The sequence below is a fragment of the Gemmobacter sp. LW-1 genome (assembly GCF_001303875.1).
Taxonomy (GTDB): Bacteria; Pseudomonadota; Alphaproteobacteria; order Rhodobacterales; family Rhodobacteraceae; genus Gemmobacter; species Gemmobacter caeni.
Map to the genome: position 1 here is coordinate 92,742 of NZ_LJSC01000034.1, position 26,307 is coordinate 119,048.

The window sequence follows — 26,307 nt, forward strand, 5'->3', positions numbered from 1 at the left end:
ATGCTCATACTTATGCGACCGGACCTTGCCGATCCGGCCGCATGGGGATGTCAAATGCCCGGAGCAGCCGCCCCGAACCCGTGATCTGCCGCACATTGTGCAGAGCGAACCGTTTCGCGCGGCCACGGCAGGCAGCATGCCGGTCCGTGGCTGAAGGTCACAGCCAGAGCCCGCCCTCCTGATGCGGCATCCGCCTCGGCGCAGTGGCGAGCGGCTCCGGGCGCAGCATGGCGGCCAGGGCTTTCCCCTGCGGCCAGGGCCCATAGCCCGAGGCGACATTCACATGACCGGCGTCGCCCAGATCAACCAGTTGCGCCCCCCACACCCCAGCCAGCGCGCTGGCGCGTTCGAACGACATCCACGGGTCATTGCGACTGCCCACGACAATTGCAGGCAGATCCAGCGATTGCTCTGGAATGGCGCCAAAATGGCCGATGTGATCATTTCCCGCCGTCTCCGCCGGGGCCACCAGCAAGGCCGCCGACACGCGCAGATGCGGCCATTTCGTCAACAGCCGCGCGATCAGCACCGCACCAAGCGAATGACCGACAAGCACCGTATCGGGATGTTGCAGGATTGCGCCCGCAAGCTCAAACTCCCAGACCTCGGGCGAGGGATGATGCGGAAAGGACAGATCTACCATCTGCGCATGGGGATCGGTCTGCGCCCACCAATGCTGCCAGTGCGGCGCGGGTGAGCCATCAAGGCCGGGCACGATCAGCGTCTTGGTCATGGTCATGGCGGGCTCCTTTCCTCGGGTTGCACCAGATAAATCTATCAATCTTGTCGTGTTTTTGTTTCCAAAGACTCCCCCCTTGCAGGAAAAATCCTTCTCAGCGGCTGCGGGTATCCACCGGATAGGCGGTGGTGAACTTCATCCGTTCCATCGCGAAATGCGAGGTGACATTCCTGATCGGCACCGCATCGGTCAGCCGTTTGTACAGCGTGTCGAACGCCGTCATGTCCGGTACCGCGATGCGCAGCAGGTAATCCATCTCGCCCGCCATACGATAGACTTCCATGATCTCGGGCAGGCTCGCCACTGCCCGGGTGAAGGCCGCACGCCAGTCTGCGCCATGGTCCGGCGCCTCGATACCGACGAAGATGGTCAGGCCAAAGCCCAGCTTGGCCGGATCGGCCATGGCCACCCTTGCAGTCAGCACGCCACTTTCCTGAAGCCGCTGGATACGCTTCCAGCACGGCGTCTGCGACAGGCCGACCTTCTCGCCGATCTGGGCCAGAGGCAGTGTGGCGTCGCGCATGAGTTCGGCCACGATCTTGCGGTCGATCAGATCAAGTGCCTCCATCTTTGGTCCTCCTGACGGGATGGGCTGCGATGAACTTCCGGGCCAACACCTCCAGCATGGCAGGGTTTGAAGAAATGTCTATATATTTGATCGTGATTTTTTTGGCGCTCAGATTACTCACAAGATATTGATTCTTTTATTTTAAAGAATGGGCCTTCAGCCAGAAGAGCACCCACAGCAGGAAAATTCCATATACACGACAAAAATGAACGTGAATTTTCTCTGGAAATACTCGATCAAGTATGTCGTTATTAATGGGCAACGGCGGCAGCCCGCCGCCCCAAGCAAAGGAGATCGCAAGATGACCGTATTTGCCGCCCATGCGCAGCCCGTGTCGATGCACAAGATGCAAGGCGATCTGCGCACCTGTGCCGTGCGTCTGGTCGACCGGCGCACCGGGGCCCTGCACCGGATCAACGGGAGGCCACTGACCCTGTTCTCGCGCCGTCCGGCCGAAGCCGCAGCAGAGTTGCTGGAGGGTCGCGACCCTGCGGTCTGGGAGGCGCTTATCGAACCGCTTGACCCGCTGGCACACCGATGACCATGGCCTGTCCTGCCATCCCGCTCGGGCTTCTGCCCATTTCCCCTCGCTTTGCCGCGCATCGCCCGGCCCCCGAAACGAAAGAGACCGACATGCTGATCACGATCAAACTCGCCGGAACCGTCACGGCCCAGGGCCTGAAAGTGGCAGAACTGAATGACGGCCGTGTCACCATCGAAACCGGGCGCGAGCGCCTGACCGGCTGGCCGGTGCCGCGCGTGATGCGGGGCAACTGACCACCGCGCAGGAGTGCGGCCTGTGCAACTGCCGCCGGGGCCTTCATGGCCCCGGCGGCTCCCGGCATTCAGCCGGGCCGCGTAAGATCAGGGTGGCGTCCGGCGGTTGACGGTCAGACGAAGATCATCGCCTCGGACAGCGCCTGGATCGTGGTGTCGCGGAGGATCAGGGTATCGCCCTCGCCGAACCGGATCACCACGTCGCCGTCAACCCGAGTGGCAAGGGCCCGCACCTCGCTGAACGAGGATACACCCAGGTCACGCAGCTGGATCATGTCGGCAGACTTGCGGAAATCGGTGATGACATCGCGCCCCGAGCCTGCGGTGAAAACGAAGACATCCGCCCCGCTGCCACCTGTCAGCACATCGCGTCCAGAGCCACCATCCAGCGTATCGGCCCCGGTGCTACCTTTCAGAAGGTCATTGCCCTGCCCTCCGGTCAGCCGGTCATTGCCACCACCGCCATCCAGCGTATCGTTGCCGCGCGCGCCATTCAGCGTGTTGCGGCCGCTGTTGCCGGTCATCAGGTTCGCGGAGCCGTTGCCGACGGCCGTCAGATCGGCCTTTCCGGTCATCGTCAGATTTTCCACATTTGCGGCAAGCGTCAGATCAACCGAGGTCCGCACATGATCCACGCCGCCCCGCCGCGCCTCGCTGATAAGATCGCCCGTCGCATTCACGATATAGGTATCGTTTCCGCTGCCTCCGGCCATTCTGTCCGCTCCACCGCCGCCGTCCAGCGTATCGGCCCCTGCCCCGCCGCGCAACAGATCCTGGCCCGAACCGCCGAACAGCCTGTCGTTGCCGCTGCCGCCATCCAGCGTGTCGGCCCCGGTTCCGCCTTTCAGCTCGTCGCCGCCCGAACCGCCGAACAGCTTGTCGTTTCCGGCCCGGCCATCAAGCGTGTCATTGCCACCGCCCCCCCGGATCGTGTCATTCCGATGCGATCCGGTCAGCGTGTCCTTTGCGGATGTTCCCACCAGCGGTTCCAGCGGAACGCGCGCTGTAGCGGCAGAGGTGATGGTTTCGCGCGTGCCATCGCCATCCTCGTAGCGCACGCGGACAGACAGTCTTGCCCCGATATCCGCCACCGACGGAATATAGGCGGCCTCCGTTGCACTGCGGATCGCTTTGCCGTCGCGCAACCATTGAAACGCAAATGCGCCAAGCCCGTCAGCATCGGCAAGCGCCGAGACATCGGCACGCACGGCAGTGCCGACATGCACTGACTTGTCGATCAGGATACGCCCGGTCGGCGCATCGTTGACCGGCAGGATGGCCAGCCTGAATTCATCGCTGACCTTCCATCGGCCATCGCTTGCCGTCACACGGATATCAAGAGCGCCGTTGAAGTTCGCGGGCGGTGTCCCGGTAAAGCTGCCTGTCGCGGTATCAAAGCTCAACCAGGCAGGCAGGGCCCGCCCGTTTGCCAGCCTTGCCGAAAGGACGGGCATCTTGCCCTCGGGGTCAGTGAAACTGTCGGACGGTAGGGTGAAGCTGAACCTGCCGCTGTCCTCCGCAAACCTGCGGTTCGCCAGCGGCCGGGTCACAACGGGCGCATCGTCCAGCGAGGCTGACAAGGGCGAGATATTTCCCGGCGCGAAAGCCGCGGCATCCGTGTCGCGGAAGGTGACCAGCCTGACTGCCTCAGCCGCCCCGTCCCCGTCGCTGTCCAGCCAAAGAACCGAATCGCCCCCCGCCTGGCGGAGGGAAAGCATCCCCTCGGCAAAGGGATCACGGCCCGCGCCGAACAGCCGGTCCAGCACCAGCACATCACCGCCTGTTCCTGCCTGAAAATCGGTAATTTCCAGTTTGTTGTCGACGGCTTCCGACCAGTTCTGAAGCACGATCCGGTCCTTCCCGGCGCCGGTCGTCACGCGGATCGCGTTCTGCGCATCGACGTTCAGCGTATCCGCCCCGTCCCCCAGATCGACCTCGCCGGAAACATCCGCCCAGACGAGCAGCGTATCATCGCCATCGCCCCCCGACAGGGTGACGACACCGGCGGAAGTTGCTGAAACGTCGAAATAGTCGCTCCCTGCCCCGCCATCGGCGACCAGCTCGCCGCCATAAAGCGTGCCGTAGATCGTATCGTTCCCCGCCCCGCCGTAGATCGAGCCGCCGTCATGGCCGGACAGGTTGTCATTCCCATCACCGCCGAACAGCGTGTCATTTCCGCTGCCCTGCCCGTCCAGCGTATCGTCTCCGGCGCCGCCATCCAGCAGGTCATCCCCATCACCGCCAAGCAGGTAATCCTGCCCCTCACCGCCATAGGCCGAGTCGTTTCCGCCCTCGCCCTGCAATTCATCATCGCCCAGGCCGCCATACAGAAGATCGGCGCCGCCGCCGCCATAAAGGCTGTCGGAAGCCGCCGCGCCGCTCAGTGTGTCATGCCCCTCACCGCCCGAGATTTGATCTTCGCGCAGGCCGCCGGTGATGCTGTCATTGCCACCGGCAGCATCGAAGATGCTTTCCAGATCGTAAATCCGGGTATTGCCCTGATAACTGACCTCGATCCTGCCGGTATCGGAAAGCACCACGACATCGGCGTCCTCCCCACCGCTGGCAAGCGGGTGATCACCATAGAGGATCGCAAGCGATTGCAGCCCGGACAGCGCATTGAAGTTCACCACTTCATCATAAAGATCGTAGTCAACCTCGAAGGAGTCGGTCCACCAGGTCCAGCTTTGATAGACGAGCGAGGTCTCGTCCGACCCGCTGGAAACGTTGCCGTAATCGTTCCGATACCACTCTGCCGTGCCAAAGAGGGTGTCGTAGGCATTGGTTCCCGGGCCGTATCCCACGAACCATTCCGTGATGGCGCCGTTGGCGTACCACATGTCCCAGGTGTTTGAATAAGAATGTGAATAGGTGGCATAGGTCTCGCTGAGCGAGGTATTCAGCGTGCCAAGCATGTGCCGCAGTTGTTCGACCAGAATGAACTCGAACGCTTGCCCTTCCACACTGCCGGTGAACATCAAATCCTGCGCCGCCTCGTTCAGCGAGGCCCCGGTCGGGTCACCGGAATCGCTGAAGCTGTAAGGATCGTAGGTCTCTGCGTAACTGTAAAAAGCTGATCGCGAATCCAGTGTGTATTCAATGCGCATGGAGACGGGGATGTAAAAGCTCATTCAAATTCCTCCGGAATCGCCGGACGCACGCAATCACATGCGACGTCACAGGGGGACGGCACGCCCTGATCCACCGGGGCATGCGCCCTCGGTCAGCATGGCAACCAACAGATTTGATTGAGAATTTAACTCAAAGCCCTGCCACCCGCTTCCCCCTTGGGGGGGATAGCCGGGCGATTGTCGGTCTGGCGCTGCCACGGGAAGGCCGGTTTTACCGGGCACCGCGCAACAGCAGCGCCGCCGCGATCAGGCAGCAGGCCAGCGCGGGCAGCGAAGCCGCCCAGCCGATCAGGCTGTCACCACCCCCGGCGCGGGGCGGAACAAGCGACAGCGCGATGCCGTTAATAATCGCCGCCCCACCTGCCGCCAGCTTGTTGATGAAGGTGAAGGCCGCCGAGGTCAGCCCCTCCCCCGGCGCTTCTGCCATCTGCTGCGCCCGGTCGACCGTCTGCGGGATCAGCACCCAGGCCGCAAGCGCCAGACCGGACAGGCCCGCACCGCAGATCACTGCAAGCGCGAAGATCGGGGCAGACAGCCCGGCGGGCAGAAAGGGCATCACCACCAGAGCGGAAGCCGTTATCCCCAGCGCGGCAAGCGTCTGGCTTCTGGCGCTGACACGCTGCGCGATGCGGGACCAGACCGGAAAAGCCAGCAAAGCGATGGCGAAGACTGCGCCCAGCACCGGAAACTGCCGCTCAGCCGGCAGGCCGATATGCAGGCTCAGATAGAAGGGCAGTACAGATTGCAGCAGGAATGGCGCGAGCACCAGCAGGAAGAACCGGCCGAATGGCAGCCTCTGCCGCAGCCGTCGCAGCCGCGCGAGACCCTGCCGCAATGTCAGGGGGGCCTTCGCACCCTGCGGATGCAGCATCCTGTCATCAACCCGCAGCAGAAACGGCAGATAGAACGCCAGTCCGATGACTGCGACGACCGCAGCCGCAAGCCCCCAGGTCAGCGGGGCTTCGGTATGGCGGGCAGCCTGGCCGACCAGCGCGGGAAATGCCGCCGAGGCCATCCCGACCGCAAACCATGCGACAACCATGTCGATGGCGACCTGACGGATCCGTTCGGGCCGCGTGCGGGCATAGCCCGGCAACAGCGCGATGCGCGGCACGGCAACCAGTGTGTAGAACAGGGCAAACAGTGAGAACCCTGCCGTCGCCGCCAGAAAAACCACGGTATGCGAGGTGCCCATCGCCGGGGCCAGCCACATCACCACAAAGGCACATGCCGCAAGCGGCAGCGAGACGCCGATCAGCCGCACCCGCCCGCCCCTGCGCGCCATCCGGTCGGACAGGAAGCCCACCGGAACATCCAGCACCGCATCCAGCACGCGCCCGATCAGGAACACCGCCCCCGCAAGTGCAGGCGAAAGCCCGAGCACGGTGACGAGGTAGTACAGAAACCAGCCATTCACCGAGGCAAACATCAGGTTTTGCGAAAGCTCAGGCGTGGCAAAGACAAGTCGGCGCAACATCAGGAACTCTCGTTACATCGGGAACCGGCTAGGTCCGGGGCACGAGGCCCGCCAGCAGGCGAAACATCCGCCGCAGGCTTGGCCCCATCAGCAATTGCCCGGTTTCAGGCATGACATGCAACTCTGCGTCGGGCAATCCGGCAGCCAGCGCGCGGATCATGGGCAGCGGGTGGATGCTGTCCTGCGCGCCATGCAGGATATGAAGCGGCATTTTCAGATGCCGGGCCTGATCCCACTCAAGATCAAGCTGGAAGGCGAAATCGTTGCGGATTGAATGCAGCGAAAGCTCGATCGCTTCCTTGATACGGTGCCCGCCTGCAACTTCGTCCAACTCGTAGCGGATGATCGCCCCATCCGCCGGATTTTCGGCAAACTGGTCCGTAAGGAAGCGGCGGAACCGGCGCTCTGACAGCAGGTGGCTCGTCGCGATCCGCAGGGCACCCTCTGCCAGCCAGGGCGTCCGGTCCAGAATGTCGAGAATGCTTTTGGCCAGCCGCCGGTTCGCGGTCTGCGGCCGCCCGCGCAACACACAGGCCGCCGCAGTGCAGATCATGTTCACCCGCTCGGGATGCCGCCGGGCATAGGCAAGGGCAATCTTCGAGGCCGCCGCAATGCTGACCAGTGTCGCCGTCGGCCCGCAAAAACAACTACGCACAAGGTCAATCCCGCGCAACGCGTGGCGGATCGTTTCCTCTTCCGATGCGGGCCTGTCGTGCGGGGCAAGCTGACCGATCCGCAGCGGCCAGTACAGCCGCAGGTTCAGCCTGTGCAGTTCCTCGATATCCTCACCGGCGATACTTGGCAGGATCAGGGGATGCAGCATGATGACGGGCCGCCCCGCCACCGGCCCCATCGCCAGAACGCGGCACGGTTCACCATCGCGGCCCAAAAGGACGAGCGATTGCACGCCCTCGGGGTAGAAGCGGTCGATATGGGCGTGGAAGGCCTGACTGTCGGCGCGCTGACGCTGGCTCGCCGCAGCCTCGACCCGGCGCAGGATGAAAGCACCGACAATGCGGCCAACCTCTTCGGTCGTGGCAAGACCGAACCTGTCGCGCAACGCACGGGCTTGTGTCTTGCGGGTCTCGGCGGATCGCAGGTCATCCTGATGGCCGGTCTTGATCGGGATACCTGCAAGAACCGCTGCAAGCAGTTGCAAAAGGGCTGGTGTCAGGCGCACGTCGGGAAAATCTGCGGCGAGGCAGCGCGTGAGCGAAGGCATGTCCAGAAAGACCACCATGCCCATGCCGCGTTCGGCCTCCGGCCGGATCACAAGCAGCTGACCGTTGATCAGCCCGCAGGGATCGCGCCGTCCCTCCCGCAACTGATCGACCATCGCCTGCCCGGCGGCAACCGGCGCGGCAATTTCGGCGGGCAGGTTTGGCGGCGCAAGAATGCGCCAGTGCGAGAAATAAAGCGCGGGCACGATCTGGCCTGCAAGCTCGATGCCTGGCAACAGGTTGAAGCTATGCGCCGGATCACCCCAATAGCGGGTCTCGCCGCGCGGATCGCGCACGACATTGTGCAGGTTATCAAGAAGTTCGCGGATCGACATTGCAGCAGCCCAGCTTCCCACGGGATGCTAGCAGGGTTTCCCGCAGCGGGAGAATGCCAAAATTCCCGGCAACCCGCAGTCAGTCCGCCGAACGGCCGCAGAAGCAGGGTTTGCGACAGGCGCGTGATGCGTCAGGGAACCACCAGCGCCGCCGACCGACAGGGCGCCTCCAGCAGGCCTGCAAGCTCGTCATCCAGATGCAGAAGCGTCAGCGACACGCCCGCCATGTCGAGGGAGGTGTAGTAAGGCCCGACCAGACTGCTGTGGACCTCGATCCCCCGCGATTTCAGTCGCTGCCGCACCCGGCGCAGAATGATGTAAAGCTCCATCGCCGGTGTGCCACCCAGCGAATTGACCAGAACCGCCACCCGTTCTCCTTCATGCGGGGCCATTTCGGCGAGGATGCGATCCAGCAGCAGGTCGGCACAATCATCCGCCGGGGCCAGTGGCTGACGCACCACCCCCGGCTCGCCATGTACGCCGACGCCGATTTCGATGTCGTTCGGGCCAAGCTCGAAACTGGGTCGCCGGGTTTCCGGCAGGCTGCCCGGTTCCAGCGCCAGCCCCATGGTGTAGGTGCGCGCATTGGCCCGCCGCACAAGCGCGTCGCAGGCTTCCAGCGGCAGCATCCGGTCGGCCGCCGCCCCAGCGATCTTGAAGATGAACACATTGCCCGCCACCCCGCGCCGCGCCGCGCGGCTCTCTACCGGGGAGGAGGCGATATCGTCGGTCGTGACCACGGCACGCACCGCAATTCCCTCGGCCATGGCCAGCTCTGCCGCCATGTCGAAGTTCATCACATCGCCGGAAAAGTTGCCGTAGATATACAGAACACCTGCCCCGCCATCCACAGCCTGTGTCGCGGCGAGGATCGGGCCGGGCGGCGGCGAGGCGAACAGGTTACCAATTGCTGCGGCATCGGCCAGCCCCCGGCCGACATAGCCCCAGAACCCCGGCTCATGCCCGGCGCCGCCACCGATCACGATGCCCACCTTGCCCGCACGCGGGCCTTCCAGCGCACGGATGGCGCGCGGGCTGCCCGGCAGCGCGGCGATCAGATGCTCATGCGCCAGAAGCGCGCCTTTCAGCGCCTCGTCCACCGCGTCCTGCGGCGCGTTGATCAGCTTTTTCACATAGCTGCGCGCGGTCAGCGGCGCCTGAACCGGCGGCGGGCTGCGGCGCGGCGTGTCCTTGTAGCCTTCTGCGGTCAGAATCCCGCGCCCGGTCACCATATCGGTGACCAGCACATTGACATAGCCCCCGCGCAATGCCGCCAGAATGGCTGGCAGCTTGTCCACTCCGCCTGCGACCGCGATGCGTTGCGGGATGCGGCGCAGGGCGTCGAGGTCGATGCCGATGGTGCGTTCATGCATCGGCCCGATCACCGGCTCGCCGCGCGCGTTGATGAAGCGGCCGATGATGCTGCCCACGGCATCCTGATAATGCGCATGTTGCACGCCGCCATCCAGAAAGCCGCTGCTGTGGATCGTGCTTTCCGGCCGCAGCGAGGAAATCCCCATCACGATCCGGTCAGCCTCGGCCAGAATGGCCAGTTGCTCGGCCAGAACCGGCTCCTGCATCAGCATGGCGCGGATCTCGGGCGAAGACACTGTCGCGGGGGCCGAAATCGGGATGCTGCGCGCGTTCAGCGCCTCGGCGAGACGCGAGGCGCAGGCCTCGGGTGTCCACGGGATCTTCGCCGTGGTGCCGCCGGTGGCCTGCACCACCCGCACATCCTGCAACCCCGGACGGTCCAGCGCCTCGGCCAGCGCCAGAACGGTGCGGCCCCAGGTCACGGCCAGCGTGTCCCCGGATTTGACGAAGCGCTGCAAGGTCTGTGCCCCGGCTGCCCCCAGCCGGGCGATCAGCGAACGGTCACCGCCCTCGGTCGGGATCACCAGACAATCCTGCAAGCCGAAATGATCGCGCAGCGCCTGCGCGATGGACAGGCTGCGGAACTTGTCGGGCGCGATCTCGATATTCACGATGCCGCGCGTGCGGGCATCGGCCAGATAGGCATTCACCGAGGCGCGGGACAGACCCATCTTCTCGGCGATCTCGCCCTGGGTCAGCCCTTCCTCGTAATAAAGCCATGCCGCCCAGAGCAGGGGATCGTCGCCATAGCGCAGCGGCATGGCAGAAGCGGTATCCCCGTCACCTGATTTGCTGCCCGGACGCGGCGCCATCAGGGCCGTGCCTCGGACAGATACCTCGCCAGCCCGTCGCGCAGGGCGGCGATGACGATGACAGCCGAAGCGGCGCCGGGGTCGATGTGGCCAAGGCTGCGCTCGCCCAGCCGGGCGGCACGACCGACAGAGGCGACCATGGCGCGCGTCGCATCACGCCCGTCCTCGGCTGCGCGCAGCGCGCGGTCCAGTCGCGTCAGGGGATCGCCCGGCAGTTCCGCCGCCCGCGCAGCAGGCGCCCAGACATCCATCATGGTCTTGTCACCCGGCTGGGCCTTGCCCCGATCCCGGATGCCCGCCGCGAAGGCCGAAACCAGAGCAGGCACATCCTCTGCCGCGATTTCGGCCCGTCCGGCGAATTGCTGCCCCGCCCGCAACAGGGCGCTGGCATAAAGCGGGCCGGTCGTGGCCCCAACGGCATTCAGGAAGGCCCGGCCCGCAACGGCGAACAGATCCCCCGCTGCGCAACCCGCTGCCGCCGCTTCGGCACTGGCCCGCACCACGGCGGCAAAGCCATCGGCCATGGAATTGCCGTGGTCCGCATCCCCGATAGCACCGTCCAGCACACCAAGTTCCGACCGCGCCTCGGCAAGACGCCGGGCGATCACACGAAAAAGGGCAACAATCTGATTGGCGTCCAGCGGGCTCATGTGGTCACTTGGCCCCAATCCCCGCCCCGACGCAAGAGCCGAAGCGGGAGCGGCCTCCTCGCTCAGGCCAGCCTGCGCTGTACCGATTGCGCGAGGGTCGTGAGGATCATGCAGCAGGAGGTCGCCCCCGCATCCAGCACCCCGCGTGACCTTTCGCCAAGCCGGCTGGCCCGCCCGATCTTCGCCACCAGATCAATGGTACTGTCGCGCCCGGTTTCCGCCGCCGCAGCCATAGCCCGAAGCGCTGCGGCAAAACCCTGCCCCTGCGCTGCGTCAAAGGCCGCGACGGCGGGAACCAGCGTATCCATCAGCGTCTTGTCGCCCACCTCGGCCGATCCGACGCCGCGCACGCCCTCCAGCCCGGCATTCAGCATGGTGGAGAAGGCCGCAGCGTCAATCATCTCCCGACCTGTCAGCGCCCCGGCCATATCCTCGAACATCAGCCCGTAAAGCGGACCCATTGAGCCGCCGATTTCTGACATCAGCACATCGGACAGCACCAGCATGGCGGCATCCAGCGTCATGTCCTTGCCATGGATACGTTCCGCCGCGCGGCCAAATCCCTTGGCCATGTTGATCCCATGGTCGCCATCACCGATCTTGCCATCGATTTCCGACAGGAAGGCCTTGTTGGCCACGATCACCGCGGCCAGTTCCTCGACGATGGTGGCCTGATCTGCATTCTGGATTGTGGTCATGTCAGCCTCACAGTGCCGGAGATGCGGTTTCAAGATCAAGCAGCGCCTTCAGTTCGGCATCCAGCGCCATCACGGTCAGCGTGGCGCCAACCATTTCGAGCGAAGTGAAATAATTGCCGACCAGCGCCCGGTGGACCCCCATGCCCATGGCCGTCAGCCCCGCCTCGATCCGGTCGTAAAGCACATAAAGCTCGTTCACCGGCGTGGCACCAAGGCCGGAAACCAGCACGGCAAGCTCGGTCCCTGCGGGCAGGGCGTGATCTTCCATCACGATCTTCAGCATGTCATCGGCCACTTCGTTGGCCGTCTTGAGCGCTTCGATCCGCGTGCCCGGCTCCCCATGATGGCCGATGCCCACTTCCATCGTGCCCGGCTCGATCTGAAAGTTCGGGTGCCCGACGCCCGGCAGCGTGCAGGGACCAAGGCCCACGCCGACAGACCGGCAGGCATCAATCGCCTTCTGCGCCGCCGCCTGCACTTCGGCGAGGCTCGCACCCTGCGCGGCTTTCGCCCCGCCGATCTTCCACATGAAAATCTCGCCCGCGACGCCACGCCGCTTGGCGCGTTCCCCGGGCGGGGCCGAACAGACGTCATCATTGGCGACGACGGTAGCGACCTCAATACCCTCCCTGGCCACCATCCGGGCGGCCATTTTCACATTCATGTTGTCGCCCGCATAATTGCCATACAGCACCGCGACCCCGGCCCCGCCATCTGCGGCCCTGATCGCATCGGCAAAGCTTTTCGCCGTGGGCGAGGAAAACAGCTCACCCACCGCCACCGCATCGACCATATTGCGCCCGGCATAGCCGATGAAGGCCGGTTCATGGCCGGAGCCCCCGCCGGTCACAATGCCGACGCGGCCCTGTTGCGGCGCGGCATTCGACACGACCACACGCGGATTTCCGGCATCCAGATGCACCAGATCCCGGTGCGCCTTCACGAAACCGGCGACGGTTTCATCGACCAGATCGTCGGGATTGTTAATGAATCTCTGCATGTTCGTCTCACTTCACGGTATAGCCGCCATCGACCAGAAGGTCGGCGCCATTGATCATTGCGGCCTCGGCGGAGGCCAGAAAGACAGCTGCCGCCGCAATTTCATGCGGTTCAGCAAAACGGCCTGCGGGGATCTGCGCTTTCATCGCCTCACCCTTCGGCCCGTCCCAGGCCTTGCGACCCAGATCGGTCAGCACCACTGTTGGCGAGATGGAGTTGACCGTGATGCCGTGGCGGCCCCATTCCAGCGCCAGCGTTCTGGTGACGCCGATGATCCCGAATTTCGAGGCGCAATAGGCGACATGGCCGTCAATCGCCACCGATCCCGCCTGGCTTGCCAGATTGACGATGCGGCCGCCGCGCCCGGCGGCGATCATCGCCCGGCCCACTGCCTGCGCCATCAGAAAGCTGCCGGTCAGGTTCACTGCGATGGTGCGATCCCATGCGACGGGTCCCAGATCCTCGGCCGGGGCAAGATCGACGATCCCGGCGCTGTTCACCAGAATGTCGATGGCGCCCATCTCGGTCTGCACCCTGGCCACGGCAGCGGCGACGCTATCCGCATCGGTCACATTACAGGCAAAGGCCGCAGCCCCCGGCAGGTCCGCCGCGCGGGCGGCAGCTGCCTCGCCGTTCATGTCCAGAAGCGCGACGCGCGCGCCCTTGGCGGCAAAGGCTTCGGCAATCGCCGCGCCGATGCCCGAGGCCGCGCCGGTCACGACGGCCAGCTTGCCGGCAAGTGAAAAGTCGAAAGTCGGAGCGACCATGGTTCTGTTCCTTGAGATTGCAGCCCTGTCGAAAGGCACCCGGGGCCGGGACGGGAGCGAGAAGCCCGGCCCTCGGGTCTGTGGCCCGTGTCGGTTACTGGCGGGTGGCCAGCAGCGCGTCCACGTTGTCCGCCGTCACCGGCGTCCACGGCACATTGTATTCTTTGGCCTTGCCATCAGCCCAGGGCATGTCGGGATATTGCGACCAGATTTCCGACATCGGCTTGTAATCCGGCAGCACGGCGGCAATGGCCAAATCCAGGGCACCCTGCGCCTGCGCATGGCCATCCTGAAGGATCGAGGCCATATCGCCAGCCTTCACCGCATGCAGCGCGTCGGTCACGCCGTCGATGCCCGCGATGGCGAAATCGGTCGGCTTGAGACCCGCGGCTTTCACGGCCTCGATCGCGCCAAGTGCCATTTCATCATTCTGGCCGATGATCCCGGCGATCTCACCCGGATGCGCAGTCAGCCAGTTTTCCATAAGGGTCTGCGCCTCGGCACGGCTCCAGTTCGCGGTCTGCTGCTCGATCACCTTCACATCAGGGCATTCGGCCAGGGCCTTCTGGTTGCCTTCAAGCCGCTGGATCTGCGCCGACTGACCAATCGGCCCCTCGATGATCACGACATTGCCCTTGCAACCGATCTTGTCGAGCACATGCTTGGCTTCCATATAGCCCGACTGCACGTCGTCCGACCCGACATAGGCCGTCAGCTTGTCGCTGTTCACGCGGGTATTCGACCCGAAAACCGGGATGCCTGCCGCAGCGGCGGCATCAACGGCGGCGGCACCGGCCTCGATGTCGATGGGCACAAAGACAATGGCCTTGTAGCCCTGGGTGATCATCGTCTCGAACTGTTCCTGCTGGACCAGCGCATCATAGCGGCCGTCGAATACGGTCAGGTCCACCAGGCCTTCCTTCACCGCCGGGTGGTTCTCGGCCGCCTGGGCCCAGATCTGCATGAACTCGGCATTGAGCCCGTAGACAGCAGCCCCGATCTTCGGCTTGTCCTGCGCCCCGGCCAGACCGGCCACCAGCGACAGCGCCGTCGCAAGCATCAGCGTCTTCTTGGTCATTTGCGTTCTTCCTCCCATTTGGATCACGCGGTCATGGCGGCGGGCCGTTCGCCCGCGCCTCAAGTCGAGGACGGTCAGTCCTGCTTGTTCTTGGATTGGTCGAGCATCACGGCAGCCACGATCAGGAAGCCCTTGATGACCTGCTGGTAGTAGGATTCGACCCCCATCAGATCGAGCCCGTTGTTCATCACGCCGATCAGCAGCGCCCCGATCAGCGTGCCGGACACCCGCCCCACCCCGCCCGCAAGGCTTGTGCCGCCGATCACCACCGCCGCGATGGCGTCCAGTTCATAGGCGATACCCGCCTGCGGCAGCGCCGATCCGGTGCGCGCGGCAAGGATCATCCCGGCAAGCCCGGCGAGCGCACCAGAGATCACATAGACCATGAAGCGGATGCGGTTCACCGGCAGGCCCGAAACCTTGGCTGCATGCGGATTGCCGCCCACGGCGTAGATGTGGCGACCGAACCGAGTCTGGGTCAGCACGAAATGCGCAGCGGCAAAGGTGCCCAGCAGGACGAAGATCGGGACCGGGATGCCCAGAACGCTGCCGGTGCCAATCCAGCGGAAGGAATCGCTCAGCGCCGGGATGGGGCGGCCGCTGGAATAAAGCAGGGTCAGCCCGCGCGCCGCCGACAGCATGCCCAGTGTCGCCACGAAGGCCGGCACGCGGAACCGCGCCACGATTACCCCGGAAACGCCGCCGCAGCCCATGCCGACCAGCAGCCCGATGGCGATGGCCACCAGCGCAGGCCATGGCGCGCCCGGAATGAACCCGGCCGAGGATGTGGTCGCAAAAGAGGCGGCAACAACCCCGGTCAGCGCCACAACCGAACCGACCGACAGATCAATCCCGCGCGTCAGGATGACAAAGGTCATGCCAATCGCCAGAACCCCGTTGATCGAGGTCTGCCGCAGAACGTTCAGCACGTTACGCGTGGTCAGAAAGTTCTCGTTGATCAGCGTCAAAGCCAGACAGGCCAGAAGCAGCGCGAAGACGATGCCGTATTTCTGCACGATCTGTCCGGCCGACAGACCACCGCCCGCCGGGGTCTTTGCCTTGAGTTCCATATCCCTGTCCTCCCTCTGCGCCTGCCGTCACGCGGCCAGATGCAGCAATCCTTCCGCCGAGAGCGCATCCCGGCCCAGTTCTCCGGCCATGCGACCGTCCTTCAGCACGATGACCCGATCCGCCATGCCCAGCATTTCGTCGGTTTCCGAGGACACCATCAGCACGGTGCCGCCCGCGCGGGCGAAATCGGACATCACGCGATAGATCTCGCGCTTGGCGCCGACGTCGACGCCGCGTGTCGGCTCGTCCAGCAAAAGGATGCGCGGCGCGGTGAGAAACCACTTGCCCAACACCACCTTCTGCTGATTGCCACCGGACAGATGCCCGACACCCAGCGCATCGCTGGCGGTCTTGATCTTCAGCTCGTCGATCATCCGCGCCGCCGCATCGCCCTCCTGCGCCGCGCGCATCACACCCGCGCGGGACAGCGCCGCCAGCGTGGCAAGGCAAAGGTTGTCGCGCACGCTGCCCGACAGCACGAGGCCCGAGCCCTTGCGATCCTCGGTCACATAGGCGATGCCCGCGGCAATGGCCTCGGCAGGCGAGCGCAGCAGCACCTGCCGCCCCCCCACCGCGATCTGCCCGCCGGTTTCCGCGCAAAGGCCGAACAGGCGGTCGAAAATCTCTGTCCGGCCCGATCCCATCAGGCCATAAAGCCCGAGGATTTCGCCCCGGTGCGCGGTGAAAGAGATATCGCGCACTCCGCGCGCCGCCGACAAACCGCTGACGCTCAGCACGGCTTCCGTGCCCGGCGTGTTTTCCTTGATGAATTCCTCGGTCAGCGGGCGGCCGACGATCAGCTGGATCAACTGGTCCTTGCTGATCTCTGCCATGGCGCCGGTCTGGACGAAGCTGCCATCGCGGAACACGGTGTAGCTGTCGGCGATGGAAAAGATTTCCGACAGGCGGTGACTGACATAGATCACCCCCTTGCCCCGCGCCTTCATCGTGGCAATCGCGGCGAACAGATGTCCGGCCTCCGCCTCGCCAAGCGCCGAAGTCGGCTCGTCCAGAATGATGACCTCGGCATCATAGCTCAGCGCCTTGGCAATCTCGACCAGCTGGGTCTGCGCGACGGTCAGATCCATCATCAGATCGGTCGCCCGGATGGAGAAGCCGAAACCATCCAGCAAATCCTGCGTCTGACGATTGAGGGTGGCAAAGTCGATACGGCCAAAACGGCCCACCGGCTCGCGCCCCATATAGATGTTCTCGGCCACCGACATGGCAGGCACCGGCGAAAGCTCCTGCTCAACGATGGCGATGCCGTTGGCCAGCGCCTCGGCCGGGCTGGAAAAGCTGACCTCGTCCCCGCGGCGCCGGATCACGCCGCTGTCGCGTGGCTGGATGCCCATGACGATCTTCAGAAAGGTCGATTTGCCCGCACCATTGCCGCCGCACAGCGCATGGACCGAGCCGGGTTCCAGCCGGAACCGCCCATCCCGCAACGCCGGAACACCTGAAAAGCTTTTCACGAGGTCCGAGACCTCCAGCAGTGCCGCCATCTTCCCCTCCCCGGTATCGATCATAAGTCACCATATGGTCGACATTTGTAAGATATCTCTGAACTGACTAATGTCAATTAAATGATGACTTTTGAAATTTTTGCCGCGACATGGAAGCATCATATTGATAATGTTAACATTTCTATAAATCCGACGCGCCGGACACTTTCAGGACGTCCCAGAGCAAACCCGAGCCGACGAATCATCCGGCCCGAAGGCCCCCCGGAGAGCCACGCGGAATTGGGGGCAACTGTTCGCCAGGCTGAACACTGTGTCTGCAAGCAAGGGCTGTCTCGCCACCCCGGCGGCGGCTAGTCTGCCCGTGCATCCTGACACCAAGGACAAAGCCATGACCTCAAACCCCACCTGGACCCTCAAACGCTTCCCGACCGGCATGCCTGCCCCGGAGGATTTCAGCCTTGAGGACCGGCCTGCCCCCGTTGCCGGACCCGGCGAGCTTCTGGTGCGCACGCTTTGGCTGTCGGTGGACCCCTACATACGCGCGAGGCTGAGCCCGGCGAAGAACTATGCTGCCGGGCAGCAGATAGGCGAGGTGATGCAGGGCGGCGGGGTGGGCGAGGTCGTCACTTCGAACTCTCCGCTGTTTCGCCCGGGCGATATCATTCAGGCCGATGATTTCGGCTGGCAGCCCTACACCACCGTGGCGGCGGATACCGCCATGCGGCTGGACCCTGATGCCGCGCCTGTGCAAACCTCGCTGGGATGCCTCGGGATGCCGGGCCTCAGCGCCTATTTCGCCTTGCTGAATGTCGGCCACCCCAAAGCAGGCGAGACGGTGCTGATTTCGGCCGCCTCGGGCGCGCTGGGTCAGATTGCCGGCCAGATTGCCCGGATCAAGGGGTTCAATCCGGTCGCCATCGCCGGGTCCGATGCCAAGGTCGAATGGTGCAGGAGCATCGGCTATCAGGCCGGGATCAACCACCGGACAGCGGGCGACCTGACCGCCGCCATCGCGCGCGCCTGCCCCGAAGGCGTCGATGTCTTCCTCGACAATACCGCAGGCCCGCTGCATGACGCAGCCCTGCTGAACCTCAACACCTTTGGCCGGATCGTCGTCGTTGGCACTGTGGCGCTTGCCGACAGGTTCGACCAGCCCGACATCGGGCCGCGCTTCCTGCGCCGCATTCTGGTCACCCGCGCCCGGATCGAGGGCTTCCTGCTGAATGACTTCGAGGCACATTATGCCGAGGCGCGCCGCGATCTGACCGCCTGGTATCAGCAGGGCCTGCTGGAGGCGCGCGAGGATGTGGCCGAAGGCATCGAAGCCGCGCCGCAAGCCTTCATTCGCATGCTGAAGGGCGAGAATTTCGGCAAGCAGCTGGTGAAGCTCTGATCCAGAGGCCATTGCGGGCTGCCGGTCATGCCGGATACTGTCCCACGAGCCGGACATTACGGGTGACAAGGTGGACAGTCTGGATGACATGATCCTTCTGGCCGAGGTGGCCGAAACCGGCAGCTTCACACAAGGCGGCCAGCGTCTTGGCATCCCGAAATCGACCGTCAGCCAACGCATTGCCCAGCTTGAGGCCCGGCTGGGCCTGCGCCTTCTGAACCGATCCACCCGGCAGGTGACGCTGACGGCGGCGGGCGAGGTCTATCTGGCCTATTGCCGGAGGGTCAGGGAAGAGGCGCAGAACGCCGCCGTGGCCATGGGCCATCTCAAGACGCAACCGGAAGGCCAGTTGCGCATCACCTGCCCCGAGATCACCGCCAGCCATTTCATGCCGCGCTTCCTGCACGGCTTTACAGGCCGCCATCCGGGAATCACGGTAGAGTTGCTCGCCACCAACCGTGCGCTGGACCTGCTGCGCGAACGGATCGACTTTGCCTTCCGTGTCGGCGTCCCACAGGGGCAGGACATGATCCTGCGGCGGATCTCCGCCATCCAGCGGCTGCTGGTCGCCGCCCCGGCCTATCTGGCAACCTGCACCTCACCAAGCCATCCCGCCGAGCTTGTGCAGCACCGCTGTCTTGTCCATGACACCCAGCCCGACTGGATCTTCCGCGGGGCGGAACAGGTCAGCCTGCGACCACCGGCCTCGTTTTCCTCGGATTCCATGGGGTTCCTGCTGCAATCCACCCTGCTTGGCAGCGGCATCGCGTTGTTGCCCGCCTATGTCTGTCAGCCCGCACTGGCCAGCGGCGCCCTCGTCCGCCTGCTGCCGGGCTGGACCCCTGCGCCCTACGAGATGACGATGATCTTCCCGAGCCGGGAAAACCCGTCCCGCGCCCAGCTGGCCTTTCGGGATCATGTGGACGGGTATGATTTTTCTGCTTTTGCAGCACCTCTGCCGGGAACAGGATGACGCCCCGACACGCCGTCAGGGATCAGACTGTCAGACCTGTATTTCGGCACAGACCTCCGTCATCTCGCGGATGAAACTGGTGACGAGCGGGCGATGCGCCGGACGGCGGCGGTAGACGATGCCGATACTGCGCGTCCACAGTGGCACATCCAGTTTCAGCGGCACCAGCTGCGCCGATGCGCCGCGCGCGAAGGCGCTGGTGTTCGACAAATAGCTGAGCCAGGGCGAACCAGCCAGCATCGACACCTGAAAGGTGGAGGAGGTCGTCTCGCAGATCGCCTGCGGCAGCGGCAGTAGCGCATTGGCGAAAAGCGCATCCAGCGCCGTGCGGTCCGGGTCAGGGCGGGCGGGAATGATCCACAGCCAGTCCCGCAGGTCGGCCAGCCGGAGGCTGTCACGGGCGGCGAGGGGATGCGCCCGGTCGGCCACGATCACCAGAGGCACCTTGATCAGATCGCGATATTCCAGTTCCTCATCGGGAAAGTCGCGGGGGCGCGACATCAGCGCGATGTCGATGGTTCCGTTCAGCACCTGATGTTGCAGGGCGGGGCTCAACTCTTCGTTCAGGGTCAGGTTCACGCCGGGGTGGCTTGCAAGAAAGCGCCGTGCCGCATTCGGCAGGATCGTGCGCAAGGTTGTGGCAATCCCACCGACCCGCAGCCGCCCGCGCTGCGCGCCCCGCATCGCATCCAGCTCGTCCCGCGCCTCGTCGGTCAGGGCCAGAACCGCCTCGGCATATTCGATCAGGCGCTCGCCGAACGCGGTCGGGCGCACGCCCCATGGCCCACGGTCCAGAAGGCGCACCCCGGTCGCCTGTTCCAGCGCGCGGATGCTTTTGCTCAGAGCGGGCTGAGTGACGTTCAGCTTGTCGGCGGCAACACCGAAGCTGGCGTAACGGGCGACAAAGACAAGATTTCTCAACTGCCGGAAATCCATGGCCTCCTGCGATCCTCTGACCGGAATAACAATGATTTATGGCGCCATCCCGTTATTACATCAAGTTTTGGCCATGTCATTATAACTTATATTCATCGCTGCGGGCGGGTAAGTTCATTGCATCCCGGCAGGAACCGACCCAGATTTCCCCTGCCCGCCACGGCTCCGAACCGGCACCGGCGGGCTAATGCAGCAGGTACACCGGGAAACGGGGCCATGCGCAGGCCGGGCAGGCCCACTGCGCGCAGCAATACAAGACAACAGCGATGCCCGCGTGGCCCCGAGCCTGCGGCGAAGAGGATTTGACATGCGCCTGACCAGACACCGCCTTCTGACCGCCACCGCTTTCGCCGGGCTGACGCTTGGCGGACCCGCCCTTGCCGACGATCTGACCATTGGCCTCAAATCCGAGCCCTCGTCGCTGGACCCGCAGTTCCATGTGCTGTCGCCGAATATGCAGGTTGCCCTGTCGATCTTCGAGGCCCTGACCACGCAAGATTCGACCGGCGCGGTCAAACCCCTGCTGGCGGAAAGCTGGGCACTGGCCAGCCCGACCGAATGGGATTTCAAGCTGCGGCCCGGCGTCACCTTCTCGGACGGCAGCCCGCTGACGGCAGCGGATGTGGTTTTCACCTTCGACCGCGTCGCCAAGGTGCCGAACAGCCCGACCGCCTTCACCCTGTTCACCCGCAAGATCGCCTCTGTCACCGCGCTGGATGATGCAACCGTGCGGATCACGACGACAGTGCCCTATCCGCTGCTGCTGGTCGACATCGTGAACATTCCGATCCTGTCGAAGACTGCCGCCTCCGGCCCCGCCCCCGAAGGCCGCACCACGACCGAGATGAACCGCGGCGAGGGCCTGATCGGCACTGGCCCGTTCACCTTCGTGTCCTGGCAGAAGGGGGCTGACCTCGTTCTGGCCCGCAACGAACATTATTGGGGCACTGCCCCGGCCTGGGACCGCGTGGTCATGCGCCCGATGACCAACCCCGCCGCGCGGGCGGCGGCGCTGCTGGCCGGGGATATCGACATGATGGAAGACCTGCCCACCGCCAGCATCGCGGATTTCAGGGCGAATAAGGCGGTCAATGTGGTTTCGGCCCCGCCTGCGCGCTCCATCTATATCGCGCTGGATCAGGAGCGGGATGACAGCCCCGGCATCGGGGGCGCCGGGGGCAAGAACCCGCTGAAGGACAAGCGCGTGCGTGAGGCCCTGTCACTGGCCATCGACCGCGCGGCCATTGTCGAGCGCATCATGGGCGGTGCGGCGGTGGCAGCGGGCAGCCTTGGCACCGGCACCATGTTCGGCACCAGCCCGGCGCATGTCGACGCGCCCAGGCCGGACACTGAACGCGCCAGGGCGCTGCTGGCCGAAGCAGGCTGGGGCAACGGCTTTACCATTACCCTCGGTTCGCCCAGCGGACGTTATGTGAATGATGCCCGCGTCAGCCAGACCGTCGCCGCGATGTGGAGCCGGATCGGCGTTACCACCGCCGTCGATGCTGTCGCACCCCCGGTGTACTTCAAGAACCGTGATGCGCTGGATTACAGCGCCTATCTGGGCAGCTGGGGCAATAACACGGCCGAAATCGGCACGACGCTGACGGCGCAGCTGATGACTTATGACAAGGCAAAGGGCCAGGGCACGGCGAATGGCGGGCGTTATTCCAACCCCGAGCTTGATCGCCTGCTGGACGAGGCCAGCGGCACGATGGACGACGCGGCCCGTAAGGCTCTGCTGGAACAGGCGGATGCGCTGGCGATGGAAGATTACGCCATCCTTCCACTGCATTTCGAAGTGCCATCCTGGGCGCTGCGCAGCGGGCTGACCTATGCGGCGCGCGCCGACCAGTTCACCCTGCCGCAATTCGTGACGACGGAAAACTGACGCTCCCCGACTGGCCGCATCACAGGGTTTTCGGGCTCTGTGATGCCGCCCCTTTCTTTCTGAGGACCGCCGCCCCGTGCTTGTCTTTGTCATCAACCGGCTGCTCCAGTCCGTCATCGTCCTTCTGGTGATGTCGGTTCTGGTATTCGTCGGCATCTTCCTCATCGGCGATCCGACCGCGATGCTGGTCAGCCCCGAGGCAACCGATCTGGAACGCCAGATGGTGCGCGAGGCGCTTGGCCTCGACCGGTCCATGCTGGTGCAATACCTGTCTTTCATGGGCAATGCCTTGCAGGGCGATTTCGGGCGCAGCTTCCTGACCGGGCAGCCCGCGCTTCAGCTGATCCTCGAACGGATGCCCGCCACATTCGAGCTGGTGATCGTCGCCATGGGCTTTGCCGTGCTCGTGGGCGTGCCGCTGGGCATGCTTGCCGGGATGCGGCCCGAGGCGCCGTCCTCGCGCGCCATCATGGCCCTGTCGATCTTCGGCTTCAGCCTGCCGACCTTCTGGATCGGGCTCATGCTCATCATGGTTTTCGCCGTGCAGCTGGGCTTGCTGCCCGCCTCGGGGCGGGGGCCGGCGGTCGAGGTGGGGCCGCTGAAGCTCAGCCTGCTGACGCTGCAAGGCTGGTATCATGTGGCACTGCCTGCCCTGACGCTCGGCCTTGCCAAGGCCGCGCTGCTGATCCGCGTCACCCGCGCCGCGACGCGCGAGGTGTTGCCGATGGACTACATCAAATTCGCCCGCGCCAAGGGCCTGCCCGCGCGGCGCATCTTTGGCGTTCATCTGCTGAAGAACATCATGATCCCGATCCTGACAGTCAGCGGGCTGGAATTCGGGCAGGCCATCGCTTTTGCGGTCGTAACGGAATCCGTCTTTTCCTGGCCCGGCATGGGCAAGCTGCTGATCGATTCCATCATCACGCTGGATCGGCCCGTGGTCGTGGCCTACGTCCTGATCATGGTGTTCTTCCTGGTCATCCTGAACCTGGTGGTGGACCTGCTTTACATGGCCATCGACCCCAGCTCCCGCGAGAAGGTGCGCGACTGATGGCAGCTCCGATGATCCCTGCGGCAAAGACCGCCAGTCCGCGCCGCCTGTTGATGCAGCGCTTTGCCGAAAGCCCGCTGGCCGTACTGGGCCTCGGGACGCTGCTGCTGCTTCTGGGTTTTGCTGCACTGGCCCCATGGGTTGCGCCGCAAAACCCTTATGACATCGGCGCGCTGGAGATCTTCGATTCCCAGCTTCCCCCCGGATCAGTCTCTGAATTCACCGGCACGACCTACTGGCTGGGCACCGATGGACAGGCGCGGGATGTACTGTCCGCGATGCTGTACGGCATGCGCACCAGCCTGATCGTCGCCGTGACATCGGTGCTGGGGGCACTGCTGATCGGCACGACAATCGGCATGGTCGCGGCCTATATCGGTGGCTGGGTCGATGCGGTGCTGATGCGCATTGTCGATCTCCAGCTGTCCTTCCCCGCCATTCTTGTCGCGCTCGTGCTGCTGTCGGTACTGGGCCAAGGCGTCGACAAGGTGATCCTTGCGCTGGTCATCGTGCAATGGGCCTATTTCGCCCGCACGGCCCGCAGCACGGCGATGGTGGAACGGAACCGGGAATATGTACTGGCCGCGCGCTGTCTCAACCTGGGGTCGCGCCGGATCATCTTTCGCCACATGCTGCCCAACTGCCTGCCGCCGCTGATCGTGATCGCCACCATCGACCTCGCCCATGCCATCGCCGCCGAGGCAACGCTGTCCTTTCTGGGGATCGGCGTCCCGGTGACCGAACCCTCGCTGGGCATGCTGATCGCCAACGGCTTTGAATTCATGATGTCCGGGCAATACTGGATCTCGTTCTTTCCGGGCATGGCGCTGGCCCTGCTGATCCTTGCGATCAATCTGGTGGGCGATCATCTGCGCGACATCCTGAACCCGAGGAATGCCCAATGACCGCAGCCGAACAGCCCCTTCTGTCGGTCGAGCACCTTCAGACGCACTTCCACTCCCGCGCTGGCGTGGTGAAGGCAGTGGACGGGGTCGACCTCACGCTCAGGCGTGGCGAAATCCTGGGCCTTGTCGGGGAATCCGGTTCGGGCAAGTCGATCACAGGCTTCTCGATCCTTGGTCTGATCGACCCGCCAGGCCGCATCTCAGGCGGGCGCATCGGCTTTGACGGCCGCGATCTGGTGACGCTGCCCGAGGCCGAGCGCCGCCGCCTGCGCGGCAAGGACATCGCGATGATCTTTCAGGACCCGTCGATGACGTTGAACCCGGTTCTGCGCATCGACACCCAGATGATCGAGGCGGTTCAGGCCCATGAAAAGATCAGTCGGCAGGCGGCGTTGCGCCGCGCCCGCGACGTGCTGGTCGCCGTCGGCATCCCCTCGCCCGACGAACGGCTGCAAGCCTATCCGTTCGAACTGTCCGGCGGGATGCGCCAGCGGATCGCGATTGCCATTGCGATGATCAACCGCCCGCGCCTGATCATCGCGGATGAGCCGACAACCGCGCTGGATGTGTCGATCCAGGGACAGATCATCCATGAGGTGAAGGCCCTGTGCCGCCAGACCGGCACCGCGCTGATCTGGATTACCCATGATCTGGCGGTGGTGGCGGGTCTCGCCGACCGCATCGCCGTGATGTATGCGGGCCGCGTGGTCGAAACGGGCACAACCGCCGAGGTCATCCGCAATCCGCAACATCCCTATACGCAGGGGCTGATCGCCTCGGTCCCCTCGCGCGAGACGCGGGGACACCGGCTGTATCAAATTCCGGGCATGACGCCTTCGCTGCTGAACCTGCCGCCGGGCTGCGCCTTCAGTGCCCGCTGCGCTCATGCCACCGAAACCTGCCGCACTGCCCCCGAACTGACCGAGACCGGCGCGGGGCGCGCCTTCCGTTGCTGGCATCCTGTCGGAGACCGCCGATGACCCAGCCGATCCTTGAACTGCGCGGCCTGACCAAGACCTTCGTCAAGCCCGTCTCCGTCGCGGGGCATATCGCCAATCTGTTCGGCGCCAGACAGAAGAAGATCGAGGTCCGCGCGGCGACCGGGGTCGATCTGGCCGTCCTGCCCGGCGAGGTGGTCGGCATCGTCGGTGAGTCCGGCTGCGGCAAATCCACCGTGGCGCGGATGCTGGCTGGCATCAGCAGCCGGACGGAAGGTGATATCCTGTGGCAGGGCGTCTCTGACCGCGCGATGACCGCAGGTCAAAAGCGCGACTTCGCCTTGCAGGTGCAGATGATCTTCCAGGATCCTTTCGCCTCGCTGAACCCCCGGATGCAGGTGCTGGACATCATCGGCGAGGCGCCGGTCTGTCACGGCATCGTCCCTGCTTCGGAAAAGCGGGCCTATGTAACCGCGCTGATGGAAAAGGTGGGCCTGTCCGGCGCCTATGCCGACCGCTTTCCGCACCAGTTTTCCGGCGGTCAGCGCCAGCGCATCGGGATCGCCCGTGCGCTGGCCGTGAACCCGAAGCTGATTATCTGTGACGAGGCGGTGGCCGCGCTTGATGTGTCCATTCAGGCGCAGGTGCTGAACCTGTTCATGGACCTGCGGGATGAGTTCGGCCTGACCTACCTGTTCATCTCGCACAATCTGGGGGTCGTCGAACATATCTCGGACCGGGTGGTGATCATGTATCTGGGCCGGGTCGTGGAAATCGCTCCGACCGAGGCGCTGTTTTCCGACCCGAACCATCCCTACACCCGGTTGCTGATGGAACAACTGCCGGTCCTGGAGCCAGGCGCGCGGGACTATCAGCCGATCCGGGGTGAATTGCCCTCGCCGCTGGCGCCCCCGCCCGGCTGCCCCTTCCATCCGCGCTGCCCCGCCGCCACCGCGCGCTGCCGGGCCGAGGCCCCTGCCCTGCGCCCCATCGCAGCGGACCGGCTGTCAGCCTGCCACCTCAACGACCGCACTGCGGCCTGACCCTTCCCCGACCGG

The 26,307-nt window shown here is 64.6% G+C and carries 23 protein-coding genes; 9 read left to right on the plus strand and 14 right to left on the minus strand.

The annotated features are described in order from the left end of the window. Positions 1-157: 157 nt before the first annotated feature. Both AO684_RS07420 and AO684_RS07425 read right to left on the minus strand, forming a co-directional pair. A complete protein-coding gene (locus AO684_RS07420; RefSeq protein ID WP_235451234.1) occupies positions 158-739 on the minus strand; it encodes an alpha/beta hydrolase in 582 nt (193 codons plus the stop codon). A 94-nt stretch (positions 740-833) separates the two neighbouring features. After that, positions 834-1,307 carry an Lrp/AsnC family transcriptional regulator gene (locus AO684_RS07425; protein WP_054302108.1) on the minus strand — a complete coding sequence of 158 codons (474 nt, stop codon included), beginning with the start codon at positions 1,305-1,307 and terminating at the stop codon, positions 834-836. A gap of 301 nt (positions 1,308-1,608) precedes the next feature. Between AO684_RS07425 and AO684_RS07430 the strand changes: the two genes are divergently transcribed. Beyond that, complete coding sequence (locus tag AO684_RS07430) at positions 1,609-1,848, plus strand: hypothetical protein (RefSeq protein ID WP_235451235.1); 240 nt, start codon at positions 1,609-1,611, stop codon at positions 1,846-1,848. A gap of 92 nt (positions 1,849-1,940) precedes the next feature. Further along, complete coding sequence (locus AO684_RS21800; RefSeq protein ID WP_158640721.1) at positions 1,941-2,084, plus strand: hypothetical protein; 144 nt, start codon at positions 1,941-1,943, stop codon at positions 2,082-2,084. 113 nt (positions 2,085-2,197) lie between these two features. Here AO684_RS21800 and AO684_RS22535 read toward each other — a convergent pair whose 3' ends face one another. From AO684_RS22535 to AO684_RS07490, 11 genes are all read right to left on the minus strand, one after another. Then, positions 2,198-5,215, minus strand: coding sequence for a putative Ig domain-containing protein (locus AO684_RS22535; RefSeq protein ID WP_054302110.1), 3,018 nt, complete (start codon positions 5,213-5,215; stop codon positions 2,198-2,200). Between the two features lie 211 nt (positions 5,216-5,426). Next, on the minus strand, positions 5,427-6,692 hold the full coding sequence (locus AO684_RS07445; RefSeq protein ID WP_054302111.1) for an MFS transporter: 1,266 nt from the start codon (positions 6,690-6,692) through the stop codon (positions 5,427-5,429). A gap of 28 nt (positions 6,693-6,720) precedes the next feature. Beyond that, positions 6,721-8,247 (minus strand): alpha/beta hydrolase, encoded by a 1,527-nt coding sequence (locus AO684_RS07450; RefSeq protein ID WP_054302112.1) that lies wholly within the window; start codon positions 8,245-8,247, stop codon positions 6,721-6,723. A 131-nt stretch (positions 8,248-8,378) separates the two neighbouring features. Further along, on the minus strand, positions 8,379-10,433 hold the full coding sequence (locus AO684_RS21255; RefSeq protein ID WP_082400812.1) for a bifunctional sugar-binding transcriptional regulator/dihydroxyacetone kinase subunit DhaK: 2,055 nt from the start codon (positions 10,431-10,433) through the stop codon (positions 8,379-8,381). Continuing rightward, positions 10,433-11,083: a dihydroxyacetone kinase subunit DhaL gene (gene dhaL, locus AO684_RS07460; protein ID WP_054302113.1), complete on the minus strand. Its 651-nt coding sequence runs from the start codon at positions 11,081-11,083 to the stop codon at positions 10,433-10,435. Before dhaL (AO684_RS07460) ends, AO684_RS21255 begins: the two co-directional genes overlap by 1 nt. Before the next feature lie 62 nt (positions 11,084-11,145). After that, positions 11,146-11,781 (minus strand): dihydroxyacetone kinase subunit DhaL, encoded by a 636-nt coding sequence (gene dhaL, locus AO684_RS07465; RefSeq protein ID WP_054302114.1) that lies wholly within the window; start codon positions 11,779-11,781, stop codon positions 11,146-11,148. Positions 11,782-11,788: 7 nt separating this feature from the next. Continuing rightward, a complete protein-coding gene (locus tag AO684_RS07470) occupies positions 11,789-12,781 on the minus strand; it encodes a dihydroxyacetone kinase subunit DhaK (RefSeq protein ID WP_054302115.1) in 993 nt (330 codons plus the stop codon). A 7-nt stretch (positions 12,782-12,788) separates the two neighbouring features. Then, complete coding sequence (locus tag AO684_RS07475) at positions 12,789-13,547, minus strand: GolD/DthD family dehydrogenase (RefSeq protein ID WP_054302116.1); 759 nt, start codon at positions 13,545-13,547, stop codon at positions 12,789-12,791. A gap of 94 nt (positions 13,548-13,641) precedes the next feature. After that, a complete protein-coding gene (locus tag AO684_RS07480; protein ID WP_054302117.1) occupies positions 13,642-14,625 on the minus strand; it encodes a substrate-binding domain-containing protein in 984 nt (327 codons plus the stop codon). A gap of 74 nt (positions 14,626-14,699) precedes the next feature. Beyond that, a complete protein-coding gene (locus AO684_RS07485; protein WP_054302118.1) occupies positions 14,700-15,695 on the minus strand; it encodes an ABC transporter permease in 996 nt (331 codons plus the stop codon). 27 nt (positions 15,696-15,722) lie between these two features. Next, positions 15,723-17,201 carry a sugar ABC transporter ATP-binding protein gene (locus tag AO684_RS07490; protein ID WP_054302208.1) on the minus strand — a complete coding sequence of 493 codons (1,479 nt, stop codon included), beginning with the start codon at positions 17,199-17,201 and terminating at the stop codon, positions 15,723-15,725. Positions 17,202-17,550: 349 nt separating this feature from the next. Between AO684_RS07490 and AO684_RS07495 the strand changes: the two genes are divergently transcribed. Continuing rightward, on the plus strand, positions 17,551-18,555 hold the full coding sequence (locus AO684_RS07495; protein WP_054302119.1) for an NADP-dependent oxidoreductase: 1,005 nt from the start codon (positions 17,551-17,553) through the stop codon (positions 18,553-18,555). A 70-nt stretch (positions 18,556-18,625) separates the two neighbouring features. Continuing rightward, on the plus strand, positions 18,626-19,528 hold the full coding sequence (locus AO684_RS07500) for a LysR family transcriptional regulator (RefSeq protein ID WP_152968376.1): 903 nt from the start codon (positions 18,626-18,628) through the stop codon (positions 19,526-19,528). A gap of 30 nt (positions 19,529-19,558) precedes the next feature. On the opposite strand, the gene AO684_RS07505 is transcribed toward AO684_RS07500, so the two are convergent. After that, the gene (locus AO684_RS07505) at positions 19,559-20,464 is read right to left on the minus strand and encodes a LysR family transcriptional regulator (RefSeq protein WP_054302121.1); all 906 of its coding nucleotides are present in this window, start codon (positions 20,462-20,464) and stop codon (positions 19,559-19,561) included. 307 nt (positions 20,465-20,771) lie between these two features. Here AO684_RS07505 and AO684_RS07510 point away from each other — a divergent pair, with 307 nt between their 5' ends. The 5 genes from AO684_RS07510 to AO684_RS07530 all read left to right on the plus strand — a co-directional run bounded on the left by AO684_RS07510 (position 20,772) and on the right by AO684_RS07530 (position 26,292). Next, positions 20,772-22,355: an ABC transporter substrate-binding protein gene (locus AO684_RS07510; RefSeq protein ID WP_082400814.1), complete on the plus strand. Its 1,584-nt coding sequence runs from the start codon at positions 20,772-20,774 to the stop codon at positions 22,353-22,355. Positions 22,356-22,431: 76 nt separating this feature from the next. Then, a complete protein-coding gene (locus AO684_RS07515) occupies positions 22,432-23,406 on the plus strand; it encodes an ABC transporter permease (protein WP_054302122.1) in 975 nt (324 codons plus the stop codon). Continuing rightward, the gene (locus AO684_RS07520; RefSeq protein WP_054302123.1) at positions 23,406-24,311 is read left to right on the plus strand and encodes an ABC transporter permease; all 906 of its coding nucleotides are present in this window, start codon (positions 23,406-23,408) and stop codon (positions 24,309-24,311) included. The genes AO684_RS07515 and AO684_RS07520 overlap by 1 nt, the downstream gene beginning before the upstream one ends. Then, the gene (locus AO684_RS07525) at positions 24,308-25,291 is read left to right on the plus strand and encodes an ABC transporter ATP-binding protein (protein ID WP_054302124.1); all 984 of its coding nucleotides are present in this window, start codon (positions 24,308-24,310) and stop codon (positions 25,289-25,291) included. The genes AO684_RS07520 and AO684_RS07525 overlap by 4 nt, the downstream gene beginning before the upstream one ends. Next, positions 25,288-26,292 (plus strand): ABC transporter ATP-binding protein, encoded by a 1,005-nt coding sequence (locus tag AO684_RS07530; RefSeq protein WP_054302125.1) that lies wholly within the window; start codon positions 25,288-25,290, stop codon positions 26,290-26,292. Before AO684_RS07525 ends, AO684_RS07530 begins: the two co-directional genes overlap by 4 nt. The last annotated feature ends 15 nt before the right edge of the window (positions 26,293-26,307 follow it).